Here is a 24,898-nt window from a genome sequence, read left to right on the forward strand (position 1 = left end):
CTTTGACAATCCTGTTCGTGGTGCCAATATCTCGGGTCGAAAATTTCCCACACAGTTATTTTGGGAAATGGCGCGAACATACGTCTGAATATGGTATTATTCTTTTGCTGTTGCGGTTTTGTGACTTAGAATACCCATAGACGGATTTGTTTACTATTGGTCGACTTGTTTTACGAAGTGTAAAAATAGCTGACACGTATATTGGTATCGTCAGATATTTTTACACAGCACTTTTTCTTGTCTTTTTAATAAGTTATCGTTTGTATAGTTCCGCTTTTTTGCCTGGCATGTATCTTGTATCTTTATTTAGGTTATAGTAGAGTGATGAGTGGGAAAGTGTAAAAAGGAAAAACATAATGGAACAATCCTTAACAGATAGGAAAGCATTTTACCAGATATTGACAAGAAAAATCATGGTTTTGATACTGGTTGTTTCTTTTTCTCCCATGATATTGACTACGGGTATTCTTGTTTATCGATTTAACCTGACCTATACAGAAAAAATACAGGCTCACATTTCAGAACTAGTCCAAAAACACACTCAGAATATTGATACCTTTTTGTCGGAAAAACTAGGAAATATCCGGTATCTGGCCCGGCAGTTTGACAGTAAACAACAATCACCAAAGATATTCCTGCAAAAGAACCTGGGATTATTAAAAAAAGAATATGGAGATGTGTTTACGGATTTAGGACTGGTCAATGGAAACGGTATCCAGTTTGCGTATGAAGGCCCGTTCAAATTTGAAAATGCGGATTACTCAGACGCTGAATGGTTTATAAAAGCAAGTGATAAACCTTTTTATATCAGTGATGTGTTTGCCGGTTTAAGGGGGCATCCTCATTTTATTATTGCGGTCAAGATCACATCGAATGGTTCTGATTATATTTTACGGTCGACCATCAATTTCGGGGCTTTTAATTCCCTGGTGGAAAATATTCATATCGGGAAAACAGGCATCGCCTTTCTTATTAATAGTAAAGGCAAATTGCAAACCCAAACGAACGTGGGACTCAAACAGTCGATTATCGCATCAATGATGGATAGTGATTGTTATAAAAATAATGAAACGATTTTTGCAAAAAAACAGGATGCCTTGGGAAATAAATATTTATGTGTGACCTCAAGGCTTAAAAATATTGACTGGTTAATGGTGTTTCGTCAGGATTTAAACGATGCCTTCCGTGATTTATGGAAAACACAGCTTCTCGCCCTGGCCATATTTATTTTCGGATGCATTGCCATCCTTTCGGTCGCGTTCACTCTTCCCCGAAATATTGTGAAGCTTATTTCCAGTGCAGACAAAAAGAGTGAAGTCATGAATAAACAGGTTGTTGAAAGCGGAAAACTGGCCACGATTGGTGAGCTTGCCGCAGGCATTGCCCATGAAATAAACAATCCGGTTGCCATAATGGTTGAAGAGGCTGGCTGGATTGAGGATCTTTTTGAAGAAGAGGATTTAACGGGATCTGAAAATTTTGATGAATTCAAGCGTGCGCTAAGTCAGATCAACACTCAGGGGAAACGGTGCAAAGAGATTACCCATAAATTGCTTAGTTTTGCCAGGAAAACGGATTCCACAGTCAATGACGTCCAGATCAATGATGCCGTCAAGGAAATTGTTTCCCTGACGGCTCAAATGGCCAGGTATAACAATGTAATTATTGAAACAAATCTGAATGAAGGGATTCCTTATATAAGAATAGCTCCTTCTGAACTCCAGCAGGTCATCCTTAATTTAATCAATAATGCCATTGATGCCATGGAAAAAAGTGGGGGAACAATTAAAATTGAAACCAAAATCAGCCAGATTGAAAAGAATCATCTGGTGATTTCCATGGAAGACAATGGGCCCGGTATTCCTAAAAATAATCTCGACAGAATATTTGATCCATTTTTTACAACAAAGGCAGTCGGGAAAGGTACGGGTCTCGGGCTTTCAATATGCTACGGCATTATTCAGAAAATGGGAGGGAAAATAGATGTCCACAGCCAGATTGGTAGTGGGACTAAATTTCGTATATGGATACCGTTTCAGGAAGAAATAATTGAAGTTACAGATAATGACAGTGAGTCAGAAATTCAAGGAGAAAAAACATGAACAGGATTAAATTATTACTCGTGGATGATGAAAAACCGTTTCTGGATACCATTACCAAACGTCTGGAAAAAAGAGGGATGAAAATCCAGGCGGCATACAGTGGCAAAGATGCTCTGGTCGAGCTTGAAAACAATAAAGCCATTGAGGTCGTTATCCTTGATGTAAAAATGCCGCAAATGGATGGTGTTCAGACATTGATTGAAATTAAAAACAGGTTCCCCCTTGTAGAAGTGATCATGCTGACCGGTCATGCAACTGTTGAAACAGCGATTGACGGGATGAAACTAGGCGCATTTGATTATCTGATGAAACCCTGTGACATTGATATGCTGGTGGCCAAGGTCAAGGATGCCATGGAAAAGAAAAGAAAACATGATGAAAAAATTATGGAAGCCCGGATGAAGGAAATTTCAGGCCGGATGGTCTAAGGAAAAGAGGGGGATGTTATGATTGGTAATCGTAAAGAGGAAAAAATCATAAGTGTCCTGCTTGTTGATGATGAAAAAGGATATATCAATGTTCTGGCAAACAGACTGTCCAAAAGATCCATAAATGCCACAAAAGCGTATTCCGGCGGTGAAGCGATACAGATCTTACGTAAAAATGATTTTGATGTAGTGGTTTTGGATTTGAAAATGGAAGATATGGATGGCGTTGAAGTGTTAAAGATAATGAAAAAAATGGCACCTGAAGTGCCCGTGATTTTTTTGACAGGACATGGTTCACAGGAAGCCGCCAGGGAAGGCATTTCATTTGGTGCATTTGATTACCTGACCAAACCTTGTGAGCTTTCTGAATTAATTGAAAAAATTAAAGAGGCTTACCAGTGTCAATTAGAGGAATCAAAAGGATCTCATATAGAGTGATAAATGGATTTTACAACGGTTGTTGAACAATAGCTGACGGTTAAGGAGAAAATATGTTTTATAAGACAAATGGATTTAAACTCTGTGTTGCTTTTTTAGTGGGTGTTATCGTCTTCCTGCTGCCAAGACCGGAAGGAACGCAATTCAAAGTTACAGGTGATGAAGGCAGAATACTCATGCAGAATGTGAATGAACATTTTGTTGTTGTTCCAGAAGGAAAAATAAAAACAGAATCATATATTTTAAAGGCAAAGAACCCTGGGTCACTTGAGGCCACTGTAAAATTTTTAGATCAAAAAGCAAAAGATTTAAATTTAGACAAGGCCCGAGTAGATTATGTTGACGGGCTTTCGCCAAAGGCAAAACGCTTCCTGGCAATTCTTGCAGTTCTTGTGATATTATTTGTAATCGAGCCTATCCCCCTGGAAATAACCGCAGTCTGCATCGGGGTCTTCCTGGTTATCATGCAGGTCACCGACGTAAAAAGTGCCTGGGCCCCATATATGCATCCGGTGGTCATTTTTATCATGTGCTGCCTTATTTTTGCCATTTCCCTTGACAAGGCCGGCATAACCAAACGGCTGGGATATTATATAATCAAAAAAGCCGGGAACAGTATTACCCGATTTACCTTTATCATTGCCATAGGCCTCGGGCTTTCATCATCTTTTATGCATGATGCCGCCGCCTGTGCCATAGGGATTGTTACCATGCTGCCCCTGATGCGGGCGGCCGGTATTGAACCCCACACCAATACGGCCAAGTTCATGATGCTGTCCTTACCCTTTGCCTGCTCAAGCGGCGGCATGGGAAGCCTTATCGGAGGGGGACGCTGTATGGTATCAGCTGCTTTTTTAAAAGAATTTACCGGAATTGAGATTACCTTTTTTGAGTGGATATTATATGCCATGCCGGCAGCCATCATTACAACCCCGATTGCTGTATTTATTGTATACATGGTTTACAGACCGAACCCAAAATACAAGTTACCGGAGTTTGATGAAGATTTGGGGCCCATGACAACACTTGAGAAAAAAACACTGGCCATTATTGGCCTTTCCTTTGCCTTATGGCTGACCAAGGGGCTCCATGGCATTGATTATTCAGTTACCGGTATGCTGGGGGTGGCTGCCCTAGTGTTGTTTAAAGTGTTGAAATGGAGAGACATCAATGACAACCTGGAGTGGGGGACTGCCCTGTTTATATTTGGCGGCGGGATTTCACTGGGGCTTGCCATGGGATATTCAGGAGCAGCGGATTATTTTGCCAATTTGTTCTTTCCTTTGATCCAGGGAAAAGGCTGGCTGGTTCTTTTTATCGGTGTGGGTGTTTTCGGGGCTTTAGTGACCAATGCCATGGCCAATGTTGCCGCGGCCGCCTTGATTCTTCCCATTGTTATCCCCATGGCACAGCTTGAAGGGGTTAATCCGGTGGTATTGGCGCTTTGCATGGGAATGGCCACATCATTTGCCATGCTGCTGGTTATCGGTTGCCCTCCCAATGCCATTGCATACAGTTACCGGTATTTTAAAGCATCTGACCTGACAAAGGTCGGTCTGGTTGCCACGCCGATTTTACTGACAGTATTAGTTGTTGTTGCAGCTGTGTGGTGGAGAATACTGGGTTTAGTTTAGGGGGAATAGTTGCATGAACAAACTCTATGATAACAAGCTCCGCCTTCTTATTGTGGATGATGAAGAAGGATTCAGAAGGACAATCGCTAAAAGGCTTGCCAAAAGAGGGTTGAAACCCGTGCAGGCCTCTGGGGGGGAAGAGTGCCTGGGTATTCTTAAAAAAACCCCCATGGATGTGGTGGTTCTGGATGTTAAAATGCCCGGGATCAGCGGAATTGATACGCTGAGGCTCATCAAGCAGGAGTTTGCAAAAACTCAGGTAATCCTTTTAACCGGCAATGTTGCAGTCTCGGATGGGATTGAAGGAATCAAATCCGGTGCATTTGATTATTTGACAAAACCTGTGGAAATTGATCATCTGGTGAATAAAATAAAACAGGCGTTTGAAATGATCCGACTGGAAGAAGAAAAACAAAAAGAACTTGAATACCGGGCAAAGCTGGAAAAAAAAATGATTGATACGGAACGACTTGTATCTCTTGGCACGATGTCCACCGGCATTGCCCATGAAATCAATAATCCTCTGGCTATCATCAATGAATCTGCCGGATTTATGAAACAGGTTATCAGTACACTGGAAATGTCTATGTTCTCCCAGAAAGATGCATTATTGATGGGAATAGAAAAAATTGAAAAAGGCATTAAAAGAGCTCGCAAGATAACCCATCAGCTTTTGGACCATGTAAAAAAACCGGAATCGCAATTTTCCGAGGTTAATCTGAAAGCATTGCTGTATGAAACACTGGGTCTGTTAAAAAAAGAACTGAAAGATAAAAACACAACGATTAATTGGAAAATCGATAAGAAAAAGAATGTTGTTTGGAGTGATCCCTATCAGATTCGGCAGGTTTTGATGAACCTTCTGAGCAATGCTGTTCATGCGTTGCAAAAAAATGGTTCCATTACGTTGTCCATCTGTGAAGTTAATGAGGATATCATTCTTGAAATTAAAGATAATGGGATCGGGATACCCAAAGAAAATTTGAGCAAAATTTTTGATCCTTTTTTTACCACCAAGTCCTTTCATGAAGGGACCGGCCTGGGGCTGTTTGTGGTCCATAAAATTCTTTCCAATCTTAACGGTAAAATTGATGTCGCAAGTACGGTGGGCAAAGGGACTTGCTTTCAGGTGAGGCTGCCGAAATACGATAAATCAAACGGATAATGACAAACTTCGATAATATATGAAAAAGAAAGGAGAAAACTCCCATGATTAAAATACCCGCTAAAGTCTTGATAGTGGATGATGAAAAAGATTTTGTTGAAATGTTTTCCCTCCGGCTGGAAGGACAGGGTGAAAAAGTATCCACGGCCTACAGTGGTAAGGATGCATTAAAGGTGCTGGAAACGACAATCATTGATGTGGTCATCCTGGATATCAGGATGCCGGGCATGGATGGAATTGACACCTTAAAACAGATAAAAAAGCTTTATCCCATTGTTGAAGTCATTTTGTTGACCGGACATGGATCAACGGAAACCGCAGTGGAAGGTATGAAACTGGGGGCGTTTGATTACCTGATGAAGCCGGCTGATTTTAAAGATATAAAAGTCAAACTGGAAAATGCCAGGAAACGAAAAGATGAACAGGAAGAACGAATCCGCCAGGCTGAAGCCAGGTTTCTTTTAAGAAGAAGCGGAGATGTATAAAACTCAATATGGTTTAATGCAGGGAGGATATTAAATGAAATCTATTCTGGTAAAAGATTTAATGGTTTCGCTTTCAGAGTATGCCACTGTTCATGAGGGGGCCACATTATCAGATGCACTGGATGCGCTTGAAAAGGCCCAGGAACAATTTGATAAAAGCAAATACCGGCACCGGGCGATTCTTGTGTGTGATAAGAAAACCAACAAGGTTATCGGTAAACTCAGTCAGCTGGATGTGATACGGTCTTTGGAGCCCAAGTACGAACAGTTTACGGAAGAGAAGGCTTTTCCCCAGATAGGCATGTCCCATTTTGGATTCAGCCCGCAATTTATGAAAGGTATTTTGGAACAATATGAATTATGGTATGAGCCGGTAAAAGATATATGCGGGAAGGCAGGCAAACAAAAAGTAACAGAGCTCATGCACACCCTGACGCCAGGGGAATATGTCAAAGAAGATGCAAATTTGGGAGTGGCCATCCACCAGCTTATTATGGGGCACCATCAATCTCTTTTGGTAACAAAAGGTGAAGATATTGTCGGAATTTTACGATTAACAGATGTTTTCAAAAAAATTTGCATTGATGGAAGAAAAATGCACCAAACCCAATAGGTTACGGGATGACGGAGAAATTTACATTTCAATTGAGTCTTAAAAACAGGGTATACCTGCTCAATGCTGTTCTTTTGTGCATAACTGTCATTGGGGCGGTACTTATGGTCTGGTATACATATAAGACGGAAAAAATTTTCAAAAACATTATTGATAAAAATATTATGATTTATCAATCTGCTGAGGCCCTTGGCACATCCCTTGTCAACCAGAAAGGATTTGTATCGTATTATCTGCTGGACCACGATCCTGCCTGGATTGATCGGCTGAATAAGTATCAGATACTTTTCAAAGAAAATCTTGTAACAGTGAAATCCCTTGTGGAAGAACCATGGGAAAAAGATGCCGTTGCCCAGGTTGAATCCAAATATAAATATTATGTTACGGCCAGAGATAAAGTCATTGATCTATATAAATCAAGTGAATATGATAAAGGATCAGCCCTTCATAAGGATGTAAGACAAGATTTTTTTAAAATTCTGGAATTGTGCGAACAATTTAAATCGTTTCATAAAAACAAGATTGCGGATGCAATCAAAACAAGCCGGAGGGAATCCAATCATCTCAGATATGTTGCCCTTATGGCAATTGTTACAGTTGTTGTACTAAGTCTTTTGATTAATTATATTTTTGCCCGTCATATATTGGGGCCAATTCGAAAGCTGGCAGCAGAGGCAGGCAGGCTGGGAAACTCAAAATCCTCGGGAAATGAGGTTGCCGCGTTAAAACAAAGTGTTCATGGTTTGATCGAAAATGCAGAACAGACTCATCAGGAATTGAAGCGAAGCCGGGAAACCCTGATGCAATCTGAAAAAATGGCGTTGCTGGGCAAACTGGCTGCCGGAACATCGCATAGTATCCGCAATCCATTAACTTCTGTAAAGATGAGACTCTTTTCATTGAACCGTTCATGTAATTTTACAAAGTACCAACAAGAAGACTTCAACGTTATCTCCGGTGAAATAAAGCAGATTAATAAAATTGTTGAAAATTTTCTGGAATTTGCCCGTCCGCCCAAGCTGAAGATAAAAAAGATGAGCCCGTCAATTGTTGTGGACAGCGCCCTTTATCTTCTGGAGCAGCGATTAAAATCGTATCATGTGACCACAAGGTTAATCCGGCACAGTCCTCTTAGCGATACATTCATAGACCCGGAACAGCTCAAAGAGGTGATTATTAATATCATTATCAATGCCTGTGAAGCAATGGATAAGACCGGTTTGATCATTATCCATGAAGAAGAAAGTCATGTGGAGCCGTTAAAAAAAGTAGATGTTATCAGGATAATAGATGATGGTGCAGGAATTCCTCAAGAAATCAGAGAACAGATATTTAATCCTTTTTTTACCACCAAAGATGAAGGGACAGGCCTTGGGTTGAGTATAGCGTTTAATATTATAAATGAACATGGGGGGTGGCTGGATGTGTCCAGCGAGGAAGGCGAGGGGTCATCCTTTGTTATTACGCTTCCCATAAAGGATTCATAACATGGATACCGTTTTAGTAATTGATGATGATGACCAATTAAGAAAAAGTTTTTGCAAGCTTTTAAAAGAGGAAGACTATGCGATTATCAGTGCTGCTTCCGGTGAAGCCGGCATTGAAATTGTTAAACAGAATGTTTTGGATCTGGTTATTCTGGATTTGCGATTGCCCGGAATAAACGGGATGGAAACATTCAAACGAATCAAGAAAATCGATTCAAAACTGCCGGTCATTATTATAACCGCTTATGGTACAACCCAAATTGCCATAGAAGCTACCAAAATGGGGGCCTATGATTATGTCCTCAAACCATTTGATGTGCCGGATATGCTTAATTTAATCGAACAGGCAATAGAGGCGGGATATTTTATGAGATCGCCGGTTGAAGTGGATGCTGCTCCTGATAAAGAGTCCGGAGATGTGATTATCGGTCAAAGTAAACTCATGCAGGATGTATACAAATCAATAGGCCGGGTCTCTCAAACCGATGCAACCGTTTTAATACTGGGAGAATCAGGGACTGGAAAAGAATTAGTAGCAAGGGCAGTCTATCAGCATGGTATTCGTTCGGATAAGGCCTTTTTAATCATTAATTGTGTTGCCATACCTGAAAATCTTCTTGAGAGTGAATTGTTCGGTTATGAAAAAGGTGCATTTACCGGAGCTTCCCAGCGACATATCGGGAAAATTGAGCAGGCAAACGGCGGTACAGTGTTCTTGGACGAAATCGGGGATATGCCGTTAAATATACAGGGCAAAATTTTAAGGTTGTTACAGGAAAAGAAGATTGAAAGGCTGGGAGGTGAAGAAATCATTCCTGTCGATGTTCGAATTATTGCTGCGACAAATAAAAAACTGGAACAGGCTATCAAGAATAAAAAATTCCGGGAAGATTTATATTTCCGTTTAAAAGTGGTTGCCATAGAACTTCCTCCATTGAGGGACAGGCGAGAAGATATCAATAGTCTGATTTCATATTATATGGCTAAATTTTCCAATGAATTAAAGGTTGATAATCCGGGTATTCAAAAAGAAGCTTTAACGCGGTTAAATCGTTATGACTGGCCCGGAAATATAAGGGAGCTGTCAAATTTGATTCAGAAAGTCCTTATCTTTAACAGAGGGGCGCCAATTTCCATAACAGATCTGGAACAGGTAATAAATAAAAAAGAAAAAACTAAATTCACTGAAGAGATCAAATTAAATGATATCAAGGAGTGGGTCCGGCAATTATTATCCAAGCCATCTGAAAATTACCGTTTTGATGATTTTATAGACATGGTTTCAACTATTGTTATCGCCGAAGCTCTGAAAATAACGAACGGAAACCGTTCCCAGGCTGCGAAACTCTTAAGCGTCTCAAGACCGACACTTCATGCCAAAATTGACAAATATCATATTAAGCTTAAAACCGAAATATCAGATTAGCAGGGGAGTTGGTAATTTGCAGTTCGAATAAATTAGCCGCCGGGATTGGCAATTTTATATTGCAAATCCCGGCGGCAGTTGATTATTCTTTTACCATCAGGTCACAAATGAGCATGAAAATATCTGTAAGTCTTAATATGCCAATCACCTTATTCTGTTTGTTCAATACTATCAAAGACTGGTGGTGGCCCAGGATAAACTGGTGAATTGCCTCTGGAATAGAGAGATCTTCGTTAACATATTCGCCTTCCTGGGGAGAATACATTATGTCTTTTACTTTTCTGTTTTTTGCCTTTTTGACAAGAGACTCGCAGCTTTCATCCCAGAGATTGTAGTTTTCCACCAGAGAATGTAGGAAATCATCACTCAACCCGAATCTGGACAATCCCATTTTGGAAAGGTGGTCGGAGCTTCCAAACTGACTGTATTTTGGCTCAAGTGCACGTAAAATATCAAGGGAAGATACTTTTCCGGAAATGTCACCATCTTTATCAAAAACAAGAACCGCCCGGTGTTTGTATTTAGACTGATCCGCTGTCTGATGGGAAGCAAGAAGTGTCCTGACAGCTGTTTCAAGAGTATCTTCTTCATTTACGGTAGCATACTCCAGCAAAGGAACCATTATCTCTTTGACTTTTATTAATTCCATTTTATTTTCTTCCCTTATTGATGTTATAGCATAATCTTCATACCCATGAGAGGCCAAATAACGTAAACGGCAATACCAGTTATTATCATCAACATAATGCTGGCCGGGATACCATAGCCAAAAAACTCACCGGTGGTGAATTGTTTTGAATCATAGGCTATCGCATTAGGCGCCGCACCAACCAAAAGCAAGAAGGGCATGCCCGCCACGACAAGGGCTGAGAATGTGATTACATCAGGTCCTACACCGAGATAAGGTCCTATAACCAATGCAACAGGCAGGACGATGGCAATGGCTGCAACATTCATAATAAAATTGGTCAACATCATAACAAGAAATGACATACTCATTACAAAGACAAACCAGTTGGAATCTTTGAACATGCTCAGCCAGTTGATGGCAATCCATTCTGCAGCTCCTGTTTCCCAAAGGCAGAAACCAATACTCATGGCACCGCCAAACAATAAGATAATGTTCCATGGAATAGATTCAAGGTCTTTAATGTCCAGAATTCTAATTACAAAAAATAGAACAGTAGATGTCAGGATAATGGCTGACTTGTCAATGGGTTTTAATATTGCAACATAAGGCCTGATAGACATCAGGAAAATACATACGAAAATGATTGAAGCGGCAATAATTTCATTTTTAGTAATGGATCCCATGGCTTTGCTGAGTTTTTTTGCTTTCTCCCTTAAGCCCGGAATAGTTCTTTGCTCGGGTTTGAAAAAGATCATAAAAAATCCCCATAATGCAAAGGTCATGAGCCATCCAATGGGGAACATGTAAAAGGCCAATTGGAAAAAAGTGATATCCGTGCCCACAAGTTCTTTATAAAAACCCAATGCTACTGCGCCCCGGGCTGCACCCAGCAGGGTAACGATACTTCCGGCCCCTGCAACATAGGCCATTCCAATGAACAGCCCCTTACCGAATCGGGTGGGTGTCTCAAAGTCATCACTATAGAGTCCATAGACGGTGATGAGAAGTGGAAACATGGTTGCGGCAACTGCTGTATGGGCCATGATATGGGTCAAGGCAGCAGTGACCACAAAACAGCCAAGGTATATCATGCTGGTTTTTTCACCCACAATGACAAGCATCTTGTAGGCAAGCCGCCGTGTCAGGCCTGTTTTGGTGAATACGATTCCAATCACAAGGGATGCAAAGATAAAGACTACCGAAGGATCAAACATCTGTTGGAAGGCGGTTTTGGCAGGCCGGATCAGAAAGACTGCCTGCAAAATTCCCATAAAGAGGCTGGTAACACCAATGGGAACTACTTCAAAGACCCACCATGTACCCCCTAAAAGAAATACAGCCAGGGCACCTTTTGCCTGCTGGCTCAACACAAAGTGTTTGCCGGCAGGATCAATTGCATCCGGCCAGGGTGGGGAAAAGTTGACAACAATAAATAGTATTACACCTATGAGTAAAAATAGGATGCGTTTCCAATCGAATTTTGAGCCGGTTAAGGCTGCTGTATCAGTGCTCATGTTAATAATAATCTCCTAATAGTTTATATATTTTTTCATAGGGTTATATCGACCCTTTAATTTTTAATTTTGTTTTAAATAAGATAAGAAATTACTTTTTGTCAAGGAAAGTATAGAAAAAACAATGATTAGTGATGTGTCAGATATTAATAAGCGGGCAGGTGATACTTCAAAAGCCACGTCATTATCCCATTTGAATCCAGAGTTAAATAAATGGGATAATGACGGTGATGAGGCTCAGCCACCATGCCGCTGGAGAATATCTTTGATTTTTTCCTCCATTTGTTTTTCAACAATGAGCATTTTTTCAGTTTTTGCATTTTTAATTTTTTCTGACAGGGCTTCAAGATCTGCCGGTTTTTCAAGAAAATCCGTGGCACCGATTTTCATGGCTTCAACTGTTTTTTCAACAGTGGCATAACCGGTGAGCAGAATGATTTGCAGCTCGGGCTTTAGATTTTTAATCGCTTTCAATGCTTCCATACCATCCATTCCCGGCATTTGAAAATCCATAACAATGGCATCAAAAGACTCTTTTTTTAAAATAGACAGTGCTTTGTCAGCTGAGTCTGTAGTGGTGACCACCATACCGCGGGCTGTCATCCTCTCGGACATGATCTCCAGAAATTCTTTTTCATCATCCACGAGTAATACTTTTTCCGACATTATCTTTCTCCTTATACCGTTGGTGCTTTAGCCAAATCAATTTGGCGTAACTGGGTTCCGTTTTAACAACAAAAGGCCAAAACCGTTATTATCTTTATTCTTTTTAATGGATATATCTAAGTGTTTCATTAGGGCTCTATCTTCTTTTGATCCAAACAGGTCATCCATTAGATCGTTTTGGACTGCATCCATTGAAAACCAGATTGAGGGCGTGTCAGCATCAGTTCCGAATGAAATCACCATCTGTTTTTTTTCTTTAGCTGCAAGACAGGCTGTTTCAATGGCTTTCCAGATCATATTTTCCAGATAAAAAATGTTTGTTTCAACCATTATGCGTGATAATGGGGAGGTTACCTTGATGACAACCCCCTGCATTGCAATGAGCCTGGATGCCAAATCCAGAACAAAACTGACTGTTTCTTCAAGATTTGCAATTTGGGTTTTCCTATCAACACCGTGGGAAAATCGGTTTAATTTGCGTACCACTATATCGGCTCGGTTCACCTGTCTTGTCACCCTTTGTGAGATGTCGTTGACCCGGGCAAGGGAGAGGGGTGGTTTCTTTTCAGCCATCATGGACAGGTCTTCTAAAAGTCCTGCACTTTCATTGATAATGGCCAGGCAGTTTTTAATTTCATGGGTGGCAGAGGCAGACATTTTGCCAAAAAATCGCATTCCGCTTTTGCTGAGGCCCTCTTTATCATCTACCATTATCAGTACCTGCTGTTATGGGTATTGTCAGGGTAAAACGGGTGCCTTTACCCAGGCTACTTTTTACCATGATATCTCCGCCGATTTCCTTAATCAGTCCGTAAGTAATAGACAGACCAAGACCCGTACCCCAATGATCGTCTTTAGACGAATAGAAAGGCTCAAAGATCTTATCAATATCTTCAATAGAAATGCCGCTTCCATTATCGGAAACGGTTATTGTCAATTTATCCTTTTCCTTGAGTTTGATAGAGATAGTGAGCTGCCCACCATCTTCCATTGCAGCAAAGGCATTTTCAATCAGGTTTAAAAAAATTTGCTGCAGACTGCCTTTATCGCATTCAAAATCTGGAATGACGTCCTGGTTGTCCACAGAGATAGTGATGCTTTGGCGTTCGGCATCCTTTTTAAGAAAGGCCAGCACCTGTCCGACGACTTCCCCTATATCCACCGGCTCTATGCTGGGCTCCATATGGCGGGCAAAATCCAGCAGCCGCCGGGTGATGCCCCCGCACCGCGTAACCGCATCAAGAACATCGTTGGCAAGGGGAATCAGCCGATCATCCGAAGAAAAATCTTCTCTCAGTGTAAACAGGTCCAGAATCAACCCTGTTTTCTGATTGATAATGGCCAGAGGGTTATTGATCTCATGGGCAACACCCGAAGCCAGGCGGCCTATGGATGCAAGTTTTTTTGCATATTCGGCATGGCGAAGGGCTTCAGTCCTTTTGCGATCTGTTGAATGGATGCGCCCCACAAGATAGGTTGCCGTACCCATTATGGACAATAAAATCAAAACAATGCTGACAGCCAGATACCAGACCAGTTTGAGCCTGGGTTTGAGCCACAGGTCGGTGAGCCACTTTTTGCTCTTGACCAGCACGAATATTAAAGAGGTGTCCGGTATCCTGGCATACCCTGCAATAACTGGTTTTCCTTTTGGGGTCACATCTTCTTCGATTCCGGAATTCTCGTTGAACAGGTTAACGTTAAAAATATCAGAAGTGCCCGGCCTGCCGTAATAAAAGGAGGGGGTCAGCAAAGCACCATCTTCATTGACAACAAATATGTCATTGTCCTCTCCGGCATCAGAGTGGACGATATAATCAAGGGCTGATTTTTTTAGATCTTTGGAAAAAGAGATGGAAGCGGCAGCAGAGCTCAGGATTTTTGACATGCTGCTTTCTACCTCATCTTCGATGATCCGGCGTGTGAGGCTAAAGTCCACAAGGGTCATGACAAAAAGGGGCAAAAGGGCCATAAAGGAGGTAAACAGCACAAGCAGCTTCCACTTCCGCCGGAAATTAAAAGTAGTGTGCGAATGGCTGCCTGCAATATCCCGGTGGTCCCAGAATGCGGGTTTAAGTTTTTTCAATCGTTTCATGAATTTCACTTACGCATTTAAAAATGTGTTTCACACCGTTGTTTATTTACCGGTTTTAATTTTCTCATGTGCTTTTTTCAGGGTCTCACTTAATATGTTGATATTTACCGGTTTTTGCATATATGCAAAGGCACCCATATCCATGCACTTTTTCCTGTCCTGTCCTGATCCATGACCGGTCAGTACAATCACTTCGATCTCAGACCGGCTCTGTTTCACTTCTTTTAGGATTTCCATTCCGTCAATCCCGGGCATTTTTAGATCAATGATCATCACTTCCGGGGCATCATTACGAACCAGATCCAGTGCTGATTTTCCGTCGTATACAATTGCAGTCCCCATATCCCGTATTTGCAAACGTTCTGACAAAGTCAGCACAAATTCTTTTTCATCGTCCACCAAAAGGACTTTAGAAGGCATCTCTACAGAACTTTTTTTAGAGACATCTAACTTCTGATATACCTGTTTCATTTCTTGAGAAACCTTATGGCTGCTGTAAGTATTGCATTTGGCATTGACATATGTTACCTAAAAATAAAAGCTAATAGCAACCAACCGAAATGATCGGTCGGATTTTGTCAAATTATTTAAATTCGCTAAAAAAGTCAATGTCAAACATGAAAAACAAGATACCCGAAAAAGCGAGACTGCTGGAAAAACTTCGTAAAAATGGATTTAAGGTTCCGGATTTTATTTATGTACCGGCAGATCAATTCAACAATAATAATTTTACACAACTGGATTCATTTTTAGATAAACATCGTGAAAGTTATAAAGTCATTGCAAGAAGCGCCCATCCTCTGGAATCTGAGTATACCGGCGGTACCTTTGATTCTCTTGATACCTATGCAGATATTGGCGGAATAAAATATGCGCGGAATCGAATGATAAAAATAGCTGAGACGTCGAAATGGCTATCCATCCGCCGGCAGCAGATGTTCAACCATGCACCCCAAATCGATATAAATGAAATGGGTGTCATTGTCATGCCTTTTGTCAATGGTTCCAGCGTCATGGCAAAAATGATAGTTAACCACTGGGAATTTGGTTACTGCAGGAACCGTTCACACAAGGTCCAAAACGAACCCCACATCACCAATGTTCCTCATGATCACAGGCTGTTAAAACTATCAGAAGATATCCAAAAGGTCCTGGGGTTTAGATGCGAGATCGAGTATATTATTGCAACTGATGGAGAAATCTATGTTGTGCAGGCCAAGGATATTTCAAATATTGAGACGCTGGAGGAAAAAGAGAGCCAGCATTCCATTAAGCTTGATGGCATCAGGCGCATAAGAAAGCGCAGAAATTACAGGGAAAGGCCGGTTTATGTAATGGATAACAAGGCCTTTTATATTAACGTCATCAGCCAGTGCGAGGATTTTGTTCCAAAAAACAAAGAATTAAAGCCAGATATCAATGGGATTATATCCAGCATAAAGGCATATGAAAAGGAACTTGAATCTTTTGCTTTAAGGCACCAGCGATTTGCTGTTCTGGGGTTTTCCATACAGGATTCCTCCGAGCTCTACCAGATTGCCAACCATTATCTTGAAGATTTGCCTGATCTTCAGAAAGTCCTGTCAAAAGCCCTTCACACCAATCTTTACAAAATTGATATTTTTCTGGCAGAAGCAGATACATTGATTGCAAAGGATAAATTCAGGATCAACCTGTGCAGCCATGACGCCTATGGTATTGATACCGTACGAAATCCTCTCTGGTCAGCCTACTGGCATGTCGACCGGCACGATAAGGTGGTCAAGGAATTTATACATCTTGGTTTTAAGACCGGTGATACCATTGGAATTGATATTGATGCTGAAGACCGGCCCATCATTTCCCGGCACTAGGAATATTTTCTTGACAAAAAATCGGTTCTGCTTTAGTAAAAACACACTTTTATCTGTAAAAAAATATGAAAATAAACAAAGACTGGGGAATTTATGAGTCAATTTTTTATATCGATACTGATCATTTTATCTGGAGGCTTTTTATCCCTTGTTTTAGCACGGCAAGTTAAATTGATGAAGATAATTACGGTTTTTTTATTAAGCACTGGTTGTTTTTTGGGCTTAATGGATGCTGTGATAAAAATCATGCAGCCAAGCAGTGCCGGTGCGTCCTTTAAATATTTGAATGTTTTTTCACTGACATTTCAAATTGATGGACTTTCTGCTTTTTTTCTTGTGGTTATTTTTGCAGTTTCTCTCCTTTCCGCTATTTACAGTTTTCATTACATGGATCATGAGGGAAAAGCTATGAGAACAGCGGTTAACTATTTTTTCTTCAGTATTCTAATTGCCTCTATGGCACTGGTAGTAACTGCCGCCAATATGATAACATTCATGTTGTCCTGGGAAATCATGTCCCTGTCATCTTTTTTCCTGGTTATTTACAAGCATAACTCTGCTGAAAGTCGAAGAGCCGGGTATCTTTATTTTGTTTTTTCCCATGTTGGCGCCATGTTTATATTCGCAGCCTTTGGAATTGTTTACGGCTATACTGGCAGCTTTGGATTTGAAAATATGAATGCTCTTTCCGAAACCGCAAAAATTCTGGTATTTATTTTTTCCTTTATTGGTTTTGGATCAAAAGCAGGAGTATTCCCCTTTCATGTCTGGTTACCCCATGCCCATCCTGCCGCCCCAAGTCATATTTCCGCCGTCATGTCCGGAGTTATGATTAAAACCGGTATTTACGGTATTGTAAGGATTTATTCCCTTTTGGATTTTCATACCCCTCTTTTTGGAAATATTGTTCTTGTTGCCGGAGTGGTTTCAGGTATTCTGGGGATTGTCTATGCCCTGGGCCAACAAGATCTTAAACGATTACTGGCCTATTCCAGTGTTGAAAACATTGGCATTATTTTAATCGGGCTGGGTATTGGAATGATTGGTGTTTCATCCCAAAATCCTTTGATGGCGGTTCTTGGATTTACAGGCGGATTTCTTCACGTTCTTAATCATTCCATTTTCAAGTCCCTTTTGTTTATGGGTGCAGGAATGGTTCTTCATAAAACAGGAAAGCGTTCCATTGATGCTCTGGGTGGATTGCTGAAAAATATGAAAATTACCGGAACAGCATTTATTATTGGTTCCCTGGCCATTTCCGGTCTTCCGCCCTTTAACGGATTTGTAGGGGAATTTTTTATATATATCGGTGGATTTAAAGGTGTTGCCCTTGATAAATCTGCTTTTGTCATGAGTATCTTAGCAATTGTCAGCCTTGCAGTTATCGGCGGCCTGGCACTGGCCTGCTTTACAAAGGTAATTGGTATTGCCTTTCAAGGTGAACCAAGGACTAAAGCTGCTGTTAATGTTGATGAAAAAGGCCCGGCCATGCTGATATCCATGTCGATTCTTGCCGGCGCCTGTATTTTTATCGGTATATTCCCAAGGATTTTTATTTATATGTCAATCAAAGCTGTTTCCGCTTTGAACCTGGGATACGCCCGTGTTCCCCTTGAGCCATTTGAACAGATGGCAGGAAATATTACGCTTGCAGCAACTATTTTCCTTATCACCGTATTAGTGGTGTTCGCAATCCGATGGTTTTTTTACAGGGGCAAAACTATTACAAGTTCAGGGACATGGGGATGTGGTTTTACTCAGCCAACGGTTAAAATGCAGTATACGGGGTCTTCATACGCATCGTTTCTTCTTGATTTTTTCAGACCTGCTGCACCCTTGGACGAAGATCATCCAAAAGTCACAGGACGATTCCCTTTAAATACATATTACAAAAGTTGTGTGAATGATATTGCAGAACTTAACATGAAAGGGGTTATCGTTAATCCGGTGTTGTTTTTATTTGATAAACTTAGATGGATTCAACATGGTGATATCCATCTTTATATCGGGTATATTTTACTGGCTATAATATTGTTGTTGTTTTTTATATAAAATAAATAAATGGGAAAACTTCATGATTGAATCCATTATTCTCTGGTGTCTTGCAATTTTAACGGCGCCTTTTTTTGCAGCGGTCATCATTAAGGTAAAGGCATTTTTCGGAGGGAGAACGGGATCACCCCTGCTGATTAATTATTACACTCTGATCAAGCTTTTTAAAAAGGGATCTGTTTATAGTACCAGCACTACTGCTGTTTTTAAACTTGGACCCATTATTTCATTTGCTTGTGCAATCACTGTGCTCATGTTTTTGCCCATTGCCGGACACAACTCGATTTTTTCATTTAACGGGGATGTTATTTTTATTTTATATCTAATGGGACTTGGCCGTTTCTTTACGATTGCTGCGGCCATGGATACAGCATCTCCCTTTGAAGGCATGGGGGCTGCAAGAGAAGCTTATTTTCCGATTATCTGTGAAGCTGCCATGTTCATGATTTTAATTTTCTTTTACCGGTTGACCGGGCAATTACAGCTATCGGCTTATTTTTCAGGAGACAATACCATTGCACTGTGGAATTTGGGCGGTGCCCCTTTATTATTTATAGTGATTTCCTTTTTTATTATTCTTTTGACGGAAAATTCAAGGGTTCCTGTTGATGATCCTGCCACACATCTGGAACTTACCATGATCCATGAAGTAATGGTTTTAGATCACAGCGGACCCGATTTCGGATTGATCGAGTTGGGTTCTTTTTGTAAATTATTTTTTTACTCAGCACTAGTTTCAAGGCTGATTTTACCGTTTGATTTTAAGATTTCGGCAATTGGTTTTTTAATTTTTATTATAGGGCTTATCATTGTATATGTGGCCATCGGTGTTACGGAATCGGTCATTGCCCGGTACAGAATGGATAAAGTTCCGCAATTTGTCCTGACATCTTTTGCCCTGGCCTTTTTTGCAACCATTATCACTTTGGAGTTTATCAAATGATACTACATCCGGTTGATACTATTTTGTCACTTGTACTGCTTTCTGTTTTATTCTCCTTTGGCACAAGCAGGCTTCCCGGACTGATAAAGGTAATTGCTTTCCAGGGAATTGTAGTGTCCATGGTTCCTTTCTTTATTGGTCACGATATGAATGCCGGTGGAATAGTCTTCACCTTTGCAACTTTAATAATCAGGGGTATTATTATTCCAATGAGCATTTATGTGGCCATAAAAAAAGTGGCCATCAAAAGAGAGGTGGAACCCATTATCGGGTTTCATGCCTCCATGCTGTGCGGTCTTGGATTAATCGTTGCAGCCACATATACCAGTCGCCAGTTGAATATTCCATCCATCAGTGACTATACGCTTTTATTTCCGACAGCTATAGCGCTTCTGGTTGCAGGAATGTTTCTGTTAATGGCCAGGCGAAATGCCATTGCCATGGTATTGGGTTACATCATGATGGAAAATGGAATTTATCTTGTAGGAACAACAATTTCAGTTCGTGCCCGCCATATTGTTGAATTCGGGATTTTGCTGGATGTGCTTGCCGGCGTTATGATAATGGCCATTATACTTCAAAATATCAAACGAACCTTTGATGATGTTGATACGGCAAACTTAAGAACTTTAAAGGAATAGGTGTTATTTCATGGTAGAAATTGTTTTTCTGACGCCTTTTATAACAGGCATTATTGCTTTTTTTCTTCCAAAAGCGATTAGTCGCAAGCTTTTAGTGGCTACTGGTGCGATTCATCTTTTTCTTTCACTTTTTCTATGGAAAAACAGACCAGAAGCAATTTTTAATAACTATTTTGCTGTGACACCCGAAGGCTTGTTATCGTTATTGGTTATTTCATTATTATTTTTTCTTATTTCCATCTATACGGTTGCCTACCTGAAAGAGAGTGAAATTCAAAAAGAAAATATTTTTACAGGATCCATGATTCTGTTTTTATCAACCATGACAATGGTGACCTTATCCGATCATATCATGGTAATGTGGATCGCCATTGAAGCAACAACCCTTGCCAGTGCTCCGCTGATCTACACCCATAGATCCTCAGCATCCCTTGAAGCCACCTGGAAATATGTGCTCATATGTTCTGTCGGTATAGCCATGGCACTTTTAGGGTCAGTCTTTATTACACTTGCCATGGACATTGGCAATGTCGATGCCCCCTTATCTTTTTCAGCACTGACCCAGGTTGCCAAAACACTGGATCCCATGTGGCTGAAAGCAGGATTTGTCTTCATACTGGTTGGATATGGCACAAAAATGGGCCTTGCGCCCATGCACACCTGGCTTCCAGACGCACACAGCGAAGCGCCCAGCCCTGCTTCTGCACTATTATCCGGGGTGCTTTTAAATTGTGCGTATCTGGGTATCTTTAAGACCAATAAAATCATGCATGCAGCAGGACTGAATGATTTTTCAGGCACGATTCTGATTGTTTTCGGCTTGATGTCCATTCTGGCAGCAGCAACATTTATTCTTAAGCAGAACGAATATAAAAGAATGCTCGCCTATTCCAGTATCGAGAACATGGGAATCATCGCCGTTGGAACAGGTATCGGCGGTATCGCTGCATATGGCGCTATGATCTGTATGATTCACCATAGCCTGATCAAATCCTCTCTGTTTTTGTCATCGGGAAATATTTTATTGGGGTATGGTGACAGATTCATTAAAAACACAGGTGATATGGTAAGGCGTATGCCCAAAACATTTGTGGCTTTTTTTGGCGGTTTTGTCGGTATCTCAGGATTTCCTCCCTTTGGCATTTTTATCGGTGAAATGTTTATTATTGTCGGTGCGTTCAGAACCGGCCACTATATAACAGCCGGTATTTTTATTTTAAGCCTTTGTGTCATTTTTGCCGGATTTGCCAACCAGGTCATGAAAATTTCCTTTGATGATTCAGATTCAAATAAAACAATCGGCTTAAAAGAAAAGGCCAGCCTTGTCTGGCCTCAATATATATTGCTGTTAACATCCCTGATATTATGCTTCTATATGCCGGACACATTATATCAAACTATAATTGATGCAGTGACTGCCATTGGCGGAGGACTTAAATGACTAACGCTTTTTTAGAAATATCAAATGGTGAGAAACTATCAAGAGAACAGATTCCTCATCTTTCATTTAATGATTTCCAGGAAAACGCACTGGATATTATAAAAAATGGCGGAAAGGTTGTTCAGTATTTTGGCTATCAGGATGATTTATCCATGAAATTTCTGGCTGTTTTGAGAACGGACAAGCTTTTTGTAGCAGGCTGTGATGCACCGGATTCTTATCCAAGTTTCAGTAAAATATGTGAGCCCTTTCATATGTTTGAAAGAGAAATTGCCGAACAATTCGGTATCCGGCCCGAGGGACATCCCTGGCTGAAAATGGTCAGGTACCATCCCAGTTACAGAGAGGATATGCCGGATGTTTTTGGGAACGACTACAATAAAGATATCCCGGGAAATTATGATTATTACCAGGTTGACGGCGATGAAATCCATGAAGTGGCGGTTGGGCCGGTTCATGCCGGTGTTATAGAACCCGGCCATTTCAGGTTTAACTGCATTGGTGAACGCGTACTTCATCTGGAAATTCAGCTGGGATATCAGCACAGGGGAGTAGAAAATCTTTTCTTAAACGCTGAAGCAAAAAGATTACCCATTCTTGCTGAAAATATTGCAGGGGATACCACCATCGGCCACAGTCTGTGTATGGCACAGGCGGTTGAGTCACTCACATCAACTACACCTGATAAGGGTGCTCAAATTATTCGAACCATAGCACTGGAACTGGAACGGCTTGCCAATCATATTGGTGATCTTGGAGCGTTAAGCGGTGATGTGGCTTTTTTACCACCGGCCAATTATTTTGGCCGTATCCGGGGTGATTTTTTAAATTTGTCTCTTCTGCTATGCGGAAACAGATTTGGAAAAGGATTGGTACGGCCCGGAGGTGTCCGTTTTTCACTGGCCGATGATATTCGAAAAACCCTTGATGAACGGATCAAGGAACTAAAACCCCAGGTGGAACATGTTCTTGATCTTCTTTTTTCTGCCTCAACTGTTCGGGCTCGTTTTGAAGACTGCGGTATCGTCAGCAATTATGATGCACAGCAATTAGGCCTGGTAGGGCCGGCCGGCCGAGCCAGCGGCATTCCCTATGATGTTAGAAGAAGTTTTCCCACAGAACATTATGGCCAGATAGATATTCCTGAAAACAAAAAGCCTTCAGGTGATGTGTATGCCCGGGCAAGAGTAAGATATGATGAAGTCTTACAATCACTAAATATTATTCAATCTTTGATTGACACACCTGTTGAAACACATTGTGTGGATGATATTAACTATGATCTGGCTTTTTTTTCTTTTGTGGTAACTGTAAATGAGGCGTGGCGGGGAGAAGTATCCCACGCAATTTTAACAGATAAAGATGGGAAAATACTTCGATACAAAGTTAAGGATCCTTCATTCCATAACTGGAATGGTCTTGCCATGTCATTACGGGATACAGGGATATCAGATTTTCCTTTGAATAATAAAAGTTTTAATCTTTCTTATTGTGGATTTGATCTTTGATAATAAAAAATTTATAAAAATGATAAAGAGAGTCTTAAATGCTCAATACACTTAAAAATAGATTTGAACAGGGTCATCGAACATGCAACTACCCCAATGAAAAACCAGCTGTATTTGCACGTTATCGTGGAAAACCAATCATAAAAAAAGATGTTTCATCTGATATCGTAGAAGCTTGTGCAAAGGCCTGCCCGCAAGATGCCATTGATATCGGTCAAAAGAAAATTGATATGGGGCGGTGTGTCTTCTGTGGGACATGTGAACGGATTTTCAAAGGGGCCTTTATTACTTTTACAGATGATTTTGAAATTTCTACTTCTAAAAAAGAACACCTATTGACGGATGGAGATCTTCCAGCTCTTGCCGAACACTCAAAACAGCACTTTAAAAAACTGTTTGGCCGGTCTTTACAGCTCAGGCAGGTATCAGCAGGGGGCTGTAACGCCTGCGAAGCCGATTTAAATGTATTGGCAACTCCTTTCTTTGATCTTGCCCGGTTTGGTATCAACTTTGTTGCATCCCCCCGTCATGCCGATGGCATGGTCGTGACAGGACCTGTATCCAGAAATATGAAAGCGGCATTATTGACAACACATGAAGCAATTGCTGAACCAAAAGTTGTCATTGCTGTGGGAAGCTGCACCATAACCGGTGGGCCTTTTTCAGGAAGTCCTGAAATAACTGAAGGGCTGGACACTATTTTGCCTGTGGATCTGTTTATACCCGGTTGCCCTCCGCATCCTCTGACTAACCTTCATGCATTGTTGACATTTTTTAAATAAAACTCGACTGAAAATCGCCAATTTCCCTTTAAGTTTGTTGGGCTCAAATTTTTGAGGTTGTTATTCATGCCAGTTTGTTTTATAACAGGCCTAAAAAAGTTTATGAATTAAGCAGCTTATAACGGTTGACAACGTGTACACATGAAAATATTATAACTATCTGGAACAAAACTTGACCAGTCTGACCTGATCTTTTCCGGATTTCTCCGGAAGGCTTGATCCAAATTGTACCTGATGTGCTTATACCAAAGAATAGCAAAACGGATATTTTGCTTTCATCGTTATTATTAAAGGAAGAATAAATGGAACTTTCAGTTTTTGATTTGTCAAAACATCTGGGCGTTGCCCCGAATACTATTGAACGCTGGCTACGGCAGGGGAAACTGCCGGTTTCCCCAAAAGGCGCCAATTATCGGTTTCAAACAAGTGAACTGGAAAAATGGGCATCCAAGCATAATATTAACCTGAAACTTTCGAATAAAGGCATACCTGAAAAAGAAAGAGAGTCTGTTACCCCTTTATCCGTTGCAGTCAAAAACGGCGGGGTCTATTCTGATATTCAGGCAAATGATGTGAACGGTGTTTTGAAAGCCTGCCTTGAAAAAATTTCTGATATATCAGATGATTTCAAGGCAGATCTTTTTGATCGTTTGGTTGAAAGGGAAAAGGCACTTTCAACCGGTATTGGAAATGGAATTGCCATTCCTCATCCCAGGGAGCAATTGAGCTATTTAACCAGCCCTATGGTTTCTGTTTGTTTTTTAGAGCATCCGGTGGACTATAAGGCATTGGACAATCAGCCCGTGTCAACCCTGTTTTTTTTATTGAGCCCAACACTTAAAATGCATTTGCATTTATTGTCTGTTTTGTCATTTTGTTTAAGAGACCATCAGTTTACAAATTTTCTAAAAGCAAGGCCCGATTCGGTTGCGCTGGTTGAAAAAATTGAAACACTTCAGAAAGCAAACTCGATATAGCGAACGCAATGGAGCAG

The 24,898-nt window shown here is 40.8% G+C and carries 23 protein-coding genes; 17 read left to right on the forward strand and 6 right to left on the reverse strand.

Annotated elements, in window-relative coordinates; genetic code table 11:
- The first annotated feature begins 356 nt into the window (after positions 1–356).
- Genes QAI40_RS02895 through QAI40_RS02935 form a run of 9 tightly spaced genes read left to right on the forward strand, consistent with a single transcriptional unit; the run spans position 357 to position 9,778 of the window.
- Positions 357–2,102, forward strand: a complete 1,746-nt coding sequence (locus QAI40_RS02895) for a sensor histidine kinase (RefSeq protein WP_299977337.1) — start codon at positions 357–359, stop codon at positions 2,100–2,102.
- The gene (locus QAI40_RS02900; RefSeq protein WP_299977334.1) at positions 2,099–2,530 is read left to right on the forward strand and encodes a response regulator; all 432 of its coding nucleotides are present in this window, start codon (positions 2,099–2,101) and stop codon (positions 2,528–2,530) included. The genes QAI40_RS02895 and QAI40_RS02900 overlap by 4 nt, the downstream gene beginning before the upstream one ends.
- 18 nt (positions 2,531–2,548) lie before the next feature.
- Positions 2,549–2,968, forward strand: coding sequence for a response regulator (locus tag QAI40_RS02905; RefSeq protein WP_299977331.1), 420 nt, complete (start codon positions 2,549–2,551; stop codon positions 2,966–2,968).
- A 53-nt stretch (positions 2,969–3,021) separates the two neighbouring features.
- Positions 3,022–4,602: an SLC13 family permease gene (locus QAI40_RS02910; protein ID WP_299977329.1), complete on the forward strand. Its 1,581-nt coding sequence runs from the start codon at positions 3,022–3,024 to the stop codon at positions 4,600–4,602.
- Between the two features lie 13 nt (positions 4,603–4,615).
- Positions 4,616–5,767 carry a hybrid sensor histidine kinase/response regulator gene (locus QAI40_RS02915; protein WP_299977326.1) on the forward strand — a complete coding sequence of 384 codons (1,152 nt, stop codon included), beginning with the start codon at positions 4,616–4,618 and terminating at the stop codon, positions 5,765–5,767.
- Between the two features lie 44 nt (positions 5,768–5,811).
- Positions 5,812–6,252 (forward strand): sigma-54-dependent transcriptional regulator, encoded by a 441-nt coding sequence (locus QAI40_RS02920; protein WP_299977324.1) that lies wholly within the window; start codon positions 5,812–5,814, stop codon positions 6,250–6,252.
- A 34-nt stretch (positions 6,253–6,286) separates the two neighbouring features.
- On the forward strand, positions 6,287–6,865 hold the full coding sequence (locus tag QAI40_RS02925) for a CBS domain-containing protein (RefSeq protein WP_299977322.1): 579 nt from the start codon (positions 6,287–6,289) through the stop codon (positions 6,863–6,865).
- 8 nt (positions 6,866–6,873) lie between these two features.
- Complete coding sequence (locus tag QAI40_RS02930; RefSeq protein ID WP_299977320.1) at positions 6,874–8,352, forward strand: ATP-binding protein; 1,479 nt, start codon at positions 6,874–6,876, stop codon at positions 8,350–8,352.
- Position 8,353: 1 nt separating this feature from the next.
- Complete coding sequence (locus QAI40_RS02935) at positions 8,354–9,778, forward strand: sigma-54-dependent transcriptional regulator (RefSeq protein ID WP_299977318.1); 1,425 nt, start codon at positions 8,354–8,356, stop codon at positions 9,776–9,778.
- 82 nt (positions 9,779–9,860) lie between these two features.
- On the opposite strand, the gene QAI40_RS02940 is transcribed toward QAI40_RS02935, so the two are convergent.
- The 6 genes from QAI40_RS02940 to QAI40_RS02965 all read right to left on the reverse strand — a co-directional run bounded on the left by QAI40_RS02940 (position 9,861) and on the right by QAI40_RS02965 (position 15,155).
- Positions 9,861–10,427 (reverse strand): CBS domain-containing protein, encoded by a 567-nt coding sequence (locus tag QAI40_RS02940; protein WP_299977316.1) that lies wholly within the window; start codon positions 10,425–10,427, stop codon positions 9,861–9,863.
- A gap of 23 nt (positions 10,428–10,450) precedes the next feature.
- On the reverse strand, positions 10,451–11,923 hold the full coding sequence (locus tag QAI40_RS02945; RefSeq protein WP_299977315.1) for an SLC13 family permease: 1,473 nt from the start codon (positions 11,921–11,923) through the stop codon (positions 10,451–10,453).
- Between the two features lie 237 nt (positions 11,924–12,160).
- A complete protein-coding gene (locus tag QAI40_RS02950) occupies positions 12,161–12,589 on the reverse strand; it encodes a response regulator (RefSeq protein ID WP_299977313.1) in 429 nt (142 codons plus the stop codon).
- A gap of 36 nt (positions 12,590–12,625) precedes the next feature.
- On the reverse strand, positions 12,626–13,300 hold the full coding sequence (locus tag QAI40_RS02955) for a hypothetical protein (RefSeq protein WP_299977311.1): 675 nt from the start codon (positions 13,298–13,300) through the stop codon (positions 12,626–12,628).
- The gene (locus QAI40_RS02960) at positions 13,290–14,684 is read right to left on the reverse strand and encodes an ATP-binding protein (RefSeq protein ID WP_299977309.1); all 1,395 of its coding nucleotides are present in this window, start codon (positions 14,682–14,684) and stop codon (positions 13,290–13,292) included. The genes QAI40_RS02955 and QAI40_RS02960 overlap by 11 nt, the downstream gene beginning before the upstream one ends.
- 42 nt (positions 14,685–14,726) lie before the next feature.
- Positions 14,727–15,155: a response regulator gene (locus QAI40_RS02965; protein ID WP_299977307.1), complete on the reverse strand. Its 429-nt coding sequence runs from the start codon at positions 15,153–15,155 to the stop codon at positions 14,727–14,729.
- A 146-nt stretch (positions 15,156–15,301) separates the two neighbouring features.
- Between QAI40_RS02965 and QAI40_RS02970 the strand changes: the two genes are divergently transcribed.
- The 8 genes from QAI40_RS02970 to QAI40_RS03005 all read left to right on the forward strand — a co-directional run bounded on the left by QAI40_RS02970 (position 15,302) and on the right by QAI40_RS03005 (position 24,881).
- Positions 15,302–16,537, forward strand: coding sequence for a hypothetical protein (locus tag QAI40_RS02970; RefSeq protein ID WP_299977305.1), 1,236 nt, complete (start codon positions 15,302–15,304; stop codon positions 16,535–16,537).
- A 93-nt stretch (positions 16,538–16,630) separates the two neighbouring features.
- On the forward strand, positions 16,631–18,589 hold the full coding sequence (locus tag QAI40_RS02975; RefSeq protein ID WP_299977303.1) for a proton-conducting transporter transmembrane domain-containing protein: 1,959 nt from the start codon (positions 16,631–16,633) through the stop codon (positions 18,587–18,589).
- A 22-nt stretch (positions 18,590–18,611) separates the two neighbouring features.
- Positions 18,612–19,532, forward strand: a complete 921-nt coding sequence (locus tag QAI40_RS02980; RefSeq protein WP_299977301.1) for a respiratory chain complex I subunit 1 family protein — start codon at positions 18,612–18,614, stop codon at positions 19,530–19,532.
- Positions 19,529–20,173 (forward strand): NADH-quinone oxidoreductase subunit K, encoded by a 645-nt coding sequence (locus tag QAI40_RS02985; protein ID WP_299977299.1) that lies wholly within the window; start codon positions 19,529–19,531, stop codon positions 20,171–20,173. The genes QAI40_RS02980 and QAI40_RS02985 overlap by 4 nt, the downstream gene beginning before the upstream one ends.
- 10 nt (positions 20,174–20,183) lie before the next feature.
- Positions 20,184–21,614 (forward strand): proton-conducting transporter transmembrane domain-containing protein, encoded by a 1,431-nt coding sequence (locus QAI40_RS02990; protein WP_299977297.1) that lies wholly within the window; start codon positions 20,184–20,186, stop codon positions 21,612–21,614.
- The gene (locus tag QAI40_RS02995; protein ID WP_299977296.1) at positions 21,611–23,122 is read left to right on the forward strand and encodes a hydrogenase large subunit; all 1,512 of its coding nucleotides are present in this window, start codon (positions 21,611–21,613) and stop codon (positions 23,120–23,122) included. Before QAI40_RS02990 ends, QAI40_RS02995 begins: the two co-directional genes overlap by 4 nt.
- Positions 23,123–23,160: 38 nt before the next feature.
- Positions 23,161–23,904, forward strand: coding sequence for an NADH-quinone oxidoreductase subunit NuoB (gene nuoB, locus QAI40_RS03000; protein WP_299977294.1), 744 nt, complete (start codon positions 23,161–23,163; stop codon positions 23,902–23,904).
- A gap of 302 nt (positions 23,905–24,206) precedes the next feature.
- Complete coding sequence (locus QAI40_RS03005) at positions 24,207–24,881, forward strand: PTS sugar transporter subunit IIA (RefSeq protein WP_299977292.1); 675 nt, start codon at positions 24,207–24,209, stop codon at positions 24,879–24,881.
- Positions 24,882–24,898: the final 17 nt, after the last annotated feature.

The organism is Desulfobacula sp. (genome assembly GCF_030611305.1).
In the GTDB taxonomy this organism is placed as follows: domain Bacteria; phylum Desulfobacterota; class Desulfobacteria; order Desulfobacterales; family Desulfobacteraceae; genus Desulfobacula.

What these genes read in the sequence shown, in the direction of transcription:
- QAI40_RS02895 (WP_299977337.1), top strand. Translation starts at nt 357, where the DNA reads ATGGAACAATCCTTAACAGATAGGAAAGCATTTTACCAGATATTGACA.
- QAI40_RS02900 (WP_299977334.1), top strand. Translation starts at nt 2,099, where the DNA reads ATGAACAGGATTAAATTATTACTCGTGGATGATGAAAAACCGTTTCTG.
- QAI40_RS02905 (WP_299977331.1), top strand. Translation starts at nt 2,549, where the DNA reads ATGATTGGTAATCGTAAAGAGGAAAAAATCATAAGTGTCCTGCTTGTT.
- QAI40_RS02910 (WP_299977329.1), top strand. Translation starts at nt 3,022, where the DNA reads ATGTTTTATAAGACAAATGGATTTAAACTCTGTGTTGCTTTTTTAGTG.
- QAI40_RS02915 (WP_299977326.1), top strand. Translation starts at nt 4,616, where the DNA reads ATGAACAAACTCTATGATAACAAGCTCCGCCTTCTTATTGTGGATGAT.
- QAI40_RS02920 (WP_299977324.1), top strand. Translation starts at nt 5,812, where the DNA reads ATGATTAAAATACCCGCTAAAGTCTTGATAGTGGATGATGAAAAAGAT.
- QAI40_RS02925 (WP_299977322.1), top strand. Translation starts at nt 6,287, where the DNA reads ATGAAATCTATTCTGGTAAAAGATTTAATGGTTTCGCTTTCAGAGTAT.
- QAI40_RS02930 (WP_299977320.1), top strand. Translation starts at nt 6,874, where the DNA reads ATGACGGAGAAATTTACATTTCAATTGAGTCTTAAAAACAGGGTATAC.
- QAI40_RS02935 (WP_299977318.1), top strand. Translation starts at nt 8,354, where the DNA reads ATGGATACCGTTTTAGTAATTGATGATGATGACCAATTAAGAAAAAGT.
- QAI40_RS02940 (WP_299977316.1), bottom strand. Translation starts at nt 10,427, where the DNA reads ATGGAATTAATAAAAGTCAAAGAGATAATGGTTCCTTTGCTGGAGTAT.
- QAI40_RS02945 (WP_299977315.1), bottom strand. Translation starts at nt 11,923, where the DNA reads ATGAGCACTGATACAGCAGCCTTAACCGGCTCAAAATTCGATTGGAAA.
- QAI40_RS02950 (WP_299977313.1), bottom strand. Translation starts at nt 12,589, where the DNA reads ATGTCGGAAAAAGTATTACTCGTGGATGATGAAAAAGAATTTCTGGAG.
- QAI40_RS02955 (WP_299977311.1), bottom strand. Translation starts at nt 13,300, where the DNA reads ATGGTAGATGATAAAGAGGGCCTCAGCAAAAGCGGAATGCGATTTTTT.
- QAI40_RS02960 (WP_299977309.1), bottom strand. Translation starts at nt 14,684, where the DNA reads ATGAAACGATTGAAAAAACTTAAACCCGCATTCTGGGACCACCGGGAT.
- QAI40_RS02965 (WP_299977307.1), bottom strand. Translation starts at nt 15,155, where the DNA reads ATGAAACAGGTATATCAGAAGTTAGATGTCTCTAAAAAAAGTTCTGTA.
- QAI40_RS02970 (WP_299977305.1), top strand. Translation starts at nt 15,302, where the DNA reads ATGAAAAACAAGATACCCGAAAAAGCGAGACTGCTGGAAAAACTTCGT.
- QAI40_RS02975 (WP_299977303.1), top strand. Translation starts at nt 16,631, where the DNA reads ATGAGTCAATTTTTTATATCGATACTGATCATTTTATCTGGAGGCTTT.
- QAI40_RS02980 (WP_299977301.1), top strand. Translation starts at nt 18,612, where the DNA reads ATGATTGAATCCATTATTCTCTGGTGTCTTGCAATTTTAACGGCGCCT.
- QAI40_RS02985 (WP_299977299.1), top strand. Translation starts at nt 19,529, where the DNA reads ATGATACTACATCCGGTTGATACTATTTTGTCACTTGTACTGCTTTCT.
- QAI40_RS02990 (WP_299977297.1), top strand. Translation starts at nt 20,184, where the DNA reads ATGGTAGAAATTGTTTTTCTGACGCCTTTTATAACAGGCATTATTGCT.
- QAI40_RS02995 (WP_299977296.1), top strand. Translation starts at nt 21,611, where the DNA reads ATGACTAACGCTTTTTTAGAAATATCAAATGGTGAGAAACTATCAAGA.
- nuoB (WP_299977294.1), top strand. Translation starts at nt 23,161, where the DNA reads ATGCTCAATACACTTAAAAATAGATTTGAACAGGGTCATCGAACATGC.
- QAI40_RS03005 (WP_299977292.1), top strand. Translation starts at nt 24,207, where the DNA reads ATGGAACTTTCAGTTTTTGATTTGTCAAAACATCTGGGCGTTGCCCCG.